Origin of the sequence: Streptomyces cahuitamycinicus, assembly GCF_002891435.1 — a bacterium.
GTDB classification, from domain to species: Bacteria; Actinomycetota; Actinomycetes; order Streptomycetales; family Streptomycetaceae; genus Streptomyces; species Streptomyces cahuitamycinicus.
Genome location: NZ_POUC01000499.1, coordinates 1 through 5,341 on the forward strand (window position 1 = coordinate 1; position 5,341 = coordinate 5,341).

General features: G+C 72.5%; 5 protein-coding genes. 4 read left to right on the forward strand and 1 reads right to left on the reverse strand.

Features of this window, described 5'->3' with window-relative positions; genetic code table 11:
• Positions 1-33: 33 nt before the first annotated feature.
• The 3 genes from fmt (at position 34) to C1J00_RS37690 (ending at position 3,408) form a co-directional block, all read left to right on the forward strand.
• On the forward strand, positions 34-966 hold the full coding sequence (gene fmt / locus C1J00_RS37675; protein ID WP_102913405.1) for a methionyl-tRNA formyltransferase: 933 nt from the start codon (positions 34-36) through the stop codon (positions 964-966).
• Between the two features lie 260 nt (positions 967-1,226).
• On the forward strand, positions 1,227-2,654 hold the full coding sequence (locus tag C1J00_RS37680) for an RsmB/NOP family class I SAM-dependent RNA methyltransferase (protein ID WP_102913406.1): 1,428 nt from the start codon (positions 1,227-1,229) through the stop codon (positions 2,652-2,654).
• Positions 2,655-2,865: 211 nt separating this feature from the next.
• Positions 2,866-3,408, forward strand: coding sequence for a hypothetical protein (locus tag C1J00_RS37690; protein ID WP_146046336.1), 543 nt, complete (start codon positions 2,866-2,868; stop codon positions 3,406-3,408).
• 516 nt (positions 3,409-3,924) lie between these two features.
• Here the strand turns inward: C1J00_RS37690 and C1J00_RS37695 are convergent.
• Positions 3,925-4,374: a MarR family winged helix-turn-helix transcriptional regulator gene (locus tag C1J00_RS37695; RefSeq protein ID WP_245936664.1), complete on the reverse strand. Its 450-nt coding sequence runs from the start codon at positions 4,372-4,374 to the stop codon at positions 3,925-3,927.
• Positions 4,375-4,460: 86 nt separating this feature from the next.
• Between C1J00_RS37695 and C1J00_RS37700 the strand changes: the two genes are divergently transcribed.
• Positions 4,461-5,246: an SDR family NAD(P)-dependent oxidoreductase gene (locus C1J00_RS37700; protein WP_102913409.1), complete on the forward strand. Its 786-nt coding sequence runs from the start codon at positions 4,461-4,463 to the stop codon at positions 5,244-5,246.
• Positions 5,247-5,341: the final 95 nt, after the last annotated feature.

A 5,341-nucleotide genomic window follows, 5' to 3' on the forward strand; every position in this document is an offset into this window, starting at 1 on the left:
GTCCACCCCTCTTCGAGAGGCCCCCACCACCCCATGAAGCTCGTCTTCGCCGGTACACCCGAGGTCGCCGTTCCCGCCCTGGATGCTCTGCTCGCCTCCGGACGGCACGAGGTGGCCGCCGTCGTCACGCGGCCCGACGCGCCGGCCGGGCGCGGACGCAGGCTCGTCGCGTCGCCCGTCGCCGAGCGGGCGGAGGAGGCCGGGATCGAGGTGCTGAAGCCCGCGAAGCCGAAGGACCCCGAGTTCCTGGAGCGGCTGCGGGAGATCGGACCGGACTGCTGCCCCGTCGTCGCCTACGGAGCACTGCTGCCCCGGGTCGCGCTCGACATCCCCGCGCACGGCTGGGTCAATCTGCACTTCTCCCTGCTCCCGGCCTGGCGCGGTGCCGCGCCCGTGCAGCACGCCATCATGGCCGGGGACGAGATCACCGGGGCTTCGACGTTCCTGATCGAGGAGGGGCTGGACTCCGGGCCGGTGTACGGCACGGTGACCGAGGAGATCCGGGCCACCGACACCAGCGGGGACCTGCTGACGCGACTGGCGTTCGCGGGTGCCGGACTGCTCGCGGCGACCATGGACGGCATCGAGGACGGCACGCTGAAGGCCGTACCGCAGCCGGCCGACGGGATCAGTCTCGCCCCGAAGGTCAACGTCGAGGACGCGCACCTCGACTGGAGCGCACCCGCGCTGCGCGTCGACCGGATGGTGCGGGGCTGCACCCCGGCCCCCGGCGCCTGGACCACCTTCCGCGGTGAGCGCCTCAAGCTCATCCAGGTCACGCCCGTGCCCGACCGGACGGACCTCGCCCCCGGGCAGATCGCCGCCGGGAAGAACAACGTCCACGTCGGAACCGGCTCGTACGGCGTCGAGCTGCTGTGGGTGCAGGCTCAGGGCAAGAAGCCGATGAGGGCGGCGGACTGGGCCCGCGGGGTGCGCATCGGCGAGGGCGAGCGGCTCGGGGGCTGAAGCCGCAAGCGGACCGGCGATGCGCCGCTGCGCGCGGTTGCCGGTCACGCCCAGCTTCCGGTGCCCCGGAGGCCGAAGCCGGAGCGGCGCTGACGACATGGCGCGGCGCCTTGCTGTCGGTGGCGTCGCGTGTGCGGCGGCTTCGGGGCCGGCGGCAGCGCGTCCGTGACGTGGCCCGGCGCCCTGCTGCCGGTCACGCCCCGCCCCCGGCGGCGTAGGCTGGACGGCGCACTTCTTCTCACCCCCGGAGCACCTTTTTCGTGAGCGAACAGCCCCGCCGAGCCCGCACGTCGGGCAAGCCCTACCGCCGGCCCAAGAAGGACCCCGTCCGCATCCTCGCCTTCGAGGCCCTGAGGGCCGTGGACGAGCGGGACGCCTACGCCAACCTCGTTCTCCCGCCCCTGCTGCGCAAGGCGCGGGAGAAGGAAGGACCCGAGACGTTCGACACCCGGGACGCGGCGCTCGCCACCGAGCTGGTGTACGGGACGCTGCGGCGGCAGGGGACGTACGACGCGGTCCTCACGGCCTGCGTGGACCGGCCGCTGCGGGAGGTCGACCCGCCGGTGCTGGACGTGCTGAGCCTGGGCGCGCATCAGCTGCTCGGGACGCGGATCCCGACGCACGCGGCCGTGTCCGCCACCGTGGAGCTCGCGCGGGTCGTGCTCGGCGACGGGCGGGCCAAGTTCGTCAACGCCGTGCTGCGCAAGGTCGCGCAGCACGATCTGGACGGCTGGCTGGACAAGGTCGCACCCCCTTACGACGAGGATCCCGAGGACCATCTCGCCGTCGTCCACTCGCACCCCAGGTGGGTCGTGTCCGCGCTGTGGGACTCCCTCGGCGGCGGGCGCGACGGCGTCGAGGAGCTGCTGCGCGCCGACAACGAGCGGCCCGAGGTGACGCTGGTGGCGCGGCCCGGACGGGCCACCACCGAGGAGCTGCTCCACGAGGACGCCGCAGTGCCGGGGCGCTGGTCGCCCTACGCCGTGCGGCTGGCCGAGGGCGGGGAACCGGGTGCCATCGCGGCCGTGCGGGACGGGCGAGCGGGAGTGCAGGACGAGGGCAGCCAGCTCGTGGCGATCGCCCTCGCGGGCGCGCCCCTGGACGGCCCCGACCGGCGCTGGCTGGACGGCTGCGCGGGGCCCGGCGGCAAGGCGGCGCTGCTCGGGGCGCTGGCCGCCGAGCGGGGCGCGCTGCTCGTCGCCTCCGAGAAGCAGACCCATCGCGCCGGGCTGGTGGCCAGGGCTCTGGACGGCAACCCCGGCCCGTACCAGGTGATCGCCGCCGACGGGACCCGTCCGGCGTGGCGGCCCGGCAGTTTCGACCGTGTGCTGGTCGACGTGCCGTGCACCGGCCTCGGTGCCCTGCGCCGCCGCCCGGAGGCACGCTGGCGGCGCCGCCCGGAGGACCTGGAGGGTTTCGCGCCGCTGCAGCGCGGGCTGCTGCGCACCGCCCTGGAGTCCGTGCGGGTCGGCGGAGTCGTGGGCTACGCGACCTGCTCGCCGCACCTCGCCGAGACCCGGGCCGTCGTCGCCGACGTGCTCAAGCAGCACCCGGACACCGACCTCATCGACGCCCGGCCGCTGCTGCCCGGCGTAACCGACCTCGGCGACGGGCCCGACGTACAGCTGTGGCCGCATGTGCACGGGACCGACGCGATGTACCTGGCGCTCATCCGCCGGACCGGCTGACCCCCGCCCCGGCTGTAGGTTCTCAAAGTGAGTGACCAATTCTCCCGCCCGTCCCCCGCAACCCGGTACCAGCAGTCGGCACAGTCCTGAGGAGGCGACACGTCGCACCCGTCAGGAGGTTCTCCAGGGCGATCTCGCCGGCCCACCTCTCGGCGGCGGGGTCGGTCCTGGCGAAGAAGGACCGGGCCGCGCTCCACGCGTACTCCAGCGCGTGAACGAAGTCGGTCAACAGGCGCATCCCGAGTCCGCGCGCACCACACCGATCATGGATCACGGCGTCGACGAGCGCCTCCACCCCGCCGGGGTGCTTCCTGCGTACGGCGGCAATGAGGTCACCCCCGCGCGGGAGTACGTCGCTCGCGCCCAGAGCGCGCAGGTACTCCTCACCCTCGGGCCGTCCTGGCGCCAGGACGGTCGCACCGGCGGCCCGGGCGAGTGGTACGGCGGTGCCGCCGATCCCGACGGTCGCACCCACGACAAGGACAGTGTCGCGGGTGCCAGGTCCAGCGCGTCGACCGTCATGAGCGCCGTACTGGCGGTCAGCGCGGCCGCACCGGCGGTCGCGGTGTCGATGTGGGCGGGCTGGCGGGTCAGCGTGTGCCCGCCGGTCACGACGAGCCCGGCCCAGGCCCCGTCGCGAAACGGTCTCCGCCCTGGGTACGGCCCCGAAATCCTCGTCGCCGACCTACACCTCGCTGATGCCTTCACCGATGGCCTCGACGTGATCGGCAACTCGTACGGGTCACGTCGTTGAGGGCGCCGTAGGCGATGTCCGCGTCCAACCAGTTCACTGACCGACGCCTGGACGCGGACCAGTACCTGCCAGGGCCCAGTGGTCGGATCCGGAACGTCCTCGCGCAGGACGGGCGGAGTGCCGAACGCGGTGACGGTGACAGCCTTCATCGTTGCTCCTCGCTTACAGGACCCGCCGAGCGGAACGGTGAATCGCTGCATGACACGTCAAGAACTTGATTCATCATGCATTCCGCCGGGCTGGCCCCATGGCCATCTGGCTGACGAGCGAGGAACAGCAGGCCTGACGCGGACTGATCCACCTGACCGACCAGCTGCGGACCGTGCTGGGCCGGCAACTGCAGGACGATCACACCATCTCCCTGGCCGGCTACGAGGTACTCGGTCGCCTCCGCAACGCCCCCGCTGGCGGCTGCGCGCCCGCGACCTCGGCGCCTCCCTCGGCTGGGAACAGGGCCGCCTGTCCCACCAGCTCCCCCGGATGCAGCGCCGGGGGCTCGCCGAGCGCAGCGGTGACCTACGGCTCCCGAACCGCCTCGACCACCTGCTCGAGCAAGGCGGTGAGTTGTGCGGTGCCGTCCGAGCCCAGCCGCTCGACGACGCGGCGCTCGATGTCCGCGACGACGCGACTGGCGGAGCCGAAAGCCTCACGGCCGGCGCCGGTGAGGTGGAGCTCCTGCACATGGCGGTGCAGCGCGTGCTGCCGACGCTCCAACTGACCGCGCCCCTCCAGTCGCGTCACCAGCGATGCCACGGCCTGAGGGGTGACGTTCAGGCGGCGGGCGGCCTCCGCGCCCGTTAGGCCGGGTTCGTCATGGATGCAGAACAGCAGGGAGTAGTGCGCGGGCGCCATGTCCAGAGTGCGCAGCCGCTGTCCCTTGAGTGCCTGCACGGCGAGTTCCGCCCTCCGTAGGGCCCAGATGGCTCTGACATCGCCACCAGGCGTCTTCTCGTCATCCGTGGTCACACGAGCAGGATACGGGAGTTCACGTGTATCAACCACTTGCTATCAAACGCTTGATTCTCGACAGGCGCTTGGTTAATGCTGGGCGCATGTCCCGAACTCTTGCTCTGATCACTGGGGCCTCGTCCGGCATTGGCGCTGCCTATGCCCGGCTCCTGGCGTCCTACTGCGACTTCGTCCTGGTGGCCCGGCGGGTGGACCGGCTGAACGAGCTGGCCGCCGAACTGCGCGAAGCAGGTGCCGCCGTCGACGTTCTGCCCGCCGACCTCAGCACGCACGACGGCCTCGACGCCGTGACCCACCGCCTGGCCACCGGAGACGTCCGGCTGCTGATCTGCAACGCCGGAGTCGGCGGTTTCGCACCGCTCACCGACATCGATGCCGTCGAGATCGACCGTCTCCTCACACTCAACGCCGTCGGCCCCATGCGTCTGGTGCGGGCCGCCCTGCCCGGGATGCTGGCCGCCGGTGAGGGCACCGTCATCACCCTCGCCTCACTGCTGGCCTTCAGTGCCGGTCAGGAGATGCCGATACCGCGCACCCTGTACGCGGGCGCGAAGGCCGCCACGGTCGCCTTCACGCGGACGCTCACCCACGAACTCGCCGGCACCGGGGTCCATGCCCAGGTCGTGTGCCCGGGGGTGGTGGCGACGGAGTTCCACGACGGCTTCGGTCAGGGCTACCCTGCCGCCATGACGGCCGAGGGTGTGGCACATGCCAGTCTCGCCGGCGTCCGCCTGGGGGAGTCCGTCTGCGTCCCTGGTCTGGAGGACCAGGCTGCCGCGCTCGACGCCCTCCTGACCGGCGAATCCGCCCTGCTGACCGGCAACCATTCTTCCCCGGCCGCCCGTTACGGGCACCTGCCCGTCGCCTGAGCAGCGGGCCCCGCACCGCCTTCGGCCGCGACAGCCGAGGCGGAGGCGGAGGCGGGCGCACACGCGAGACCGCGGGTCTGCGTCCGGCTCGGGGG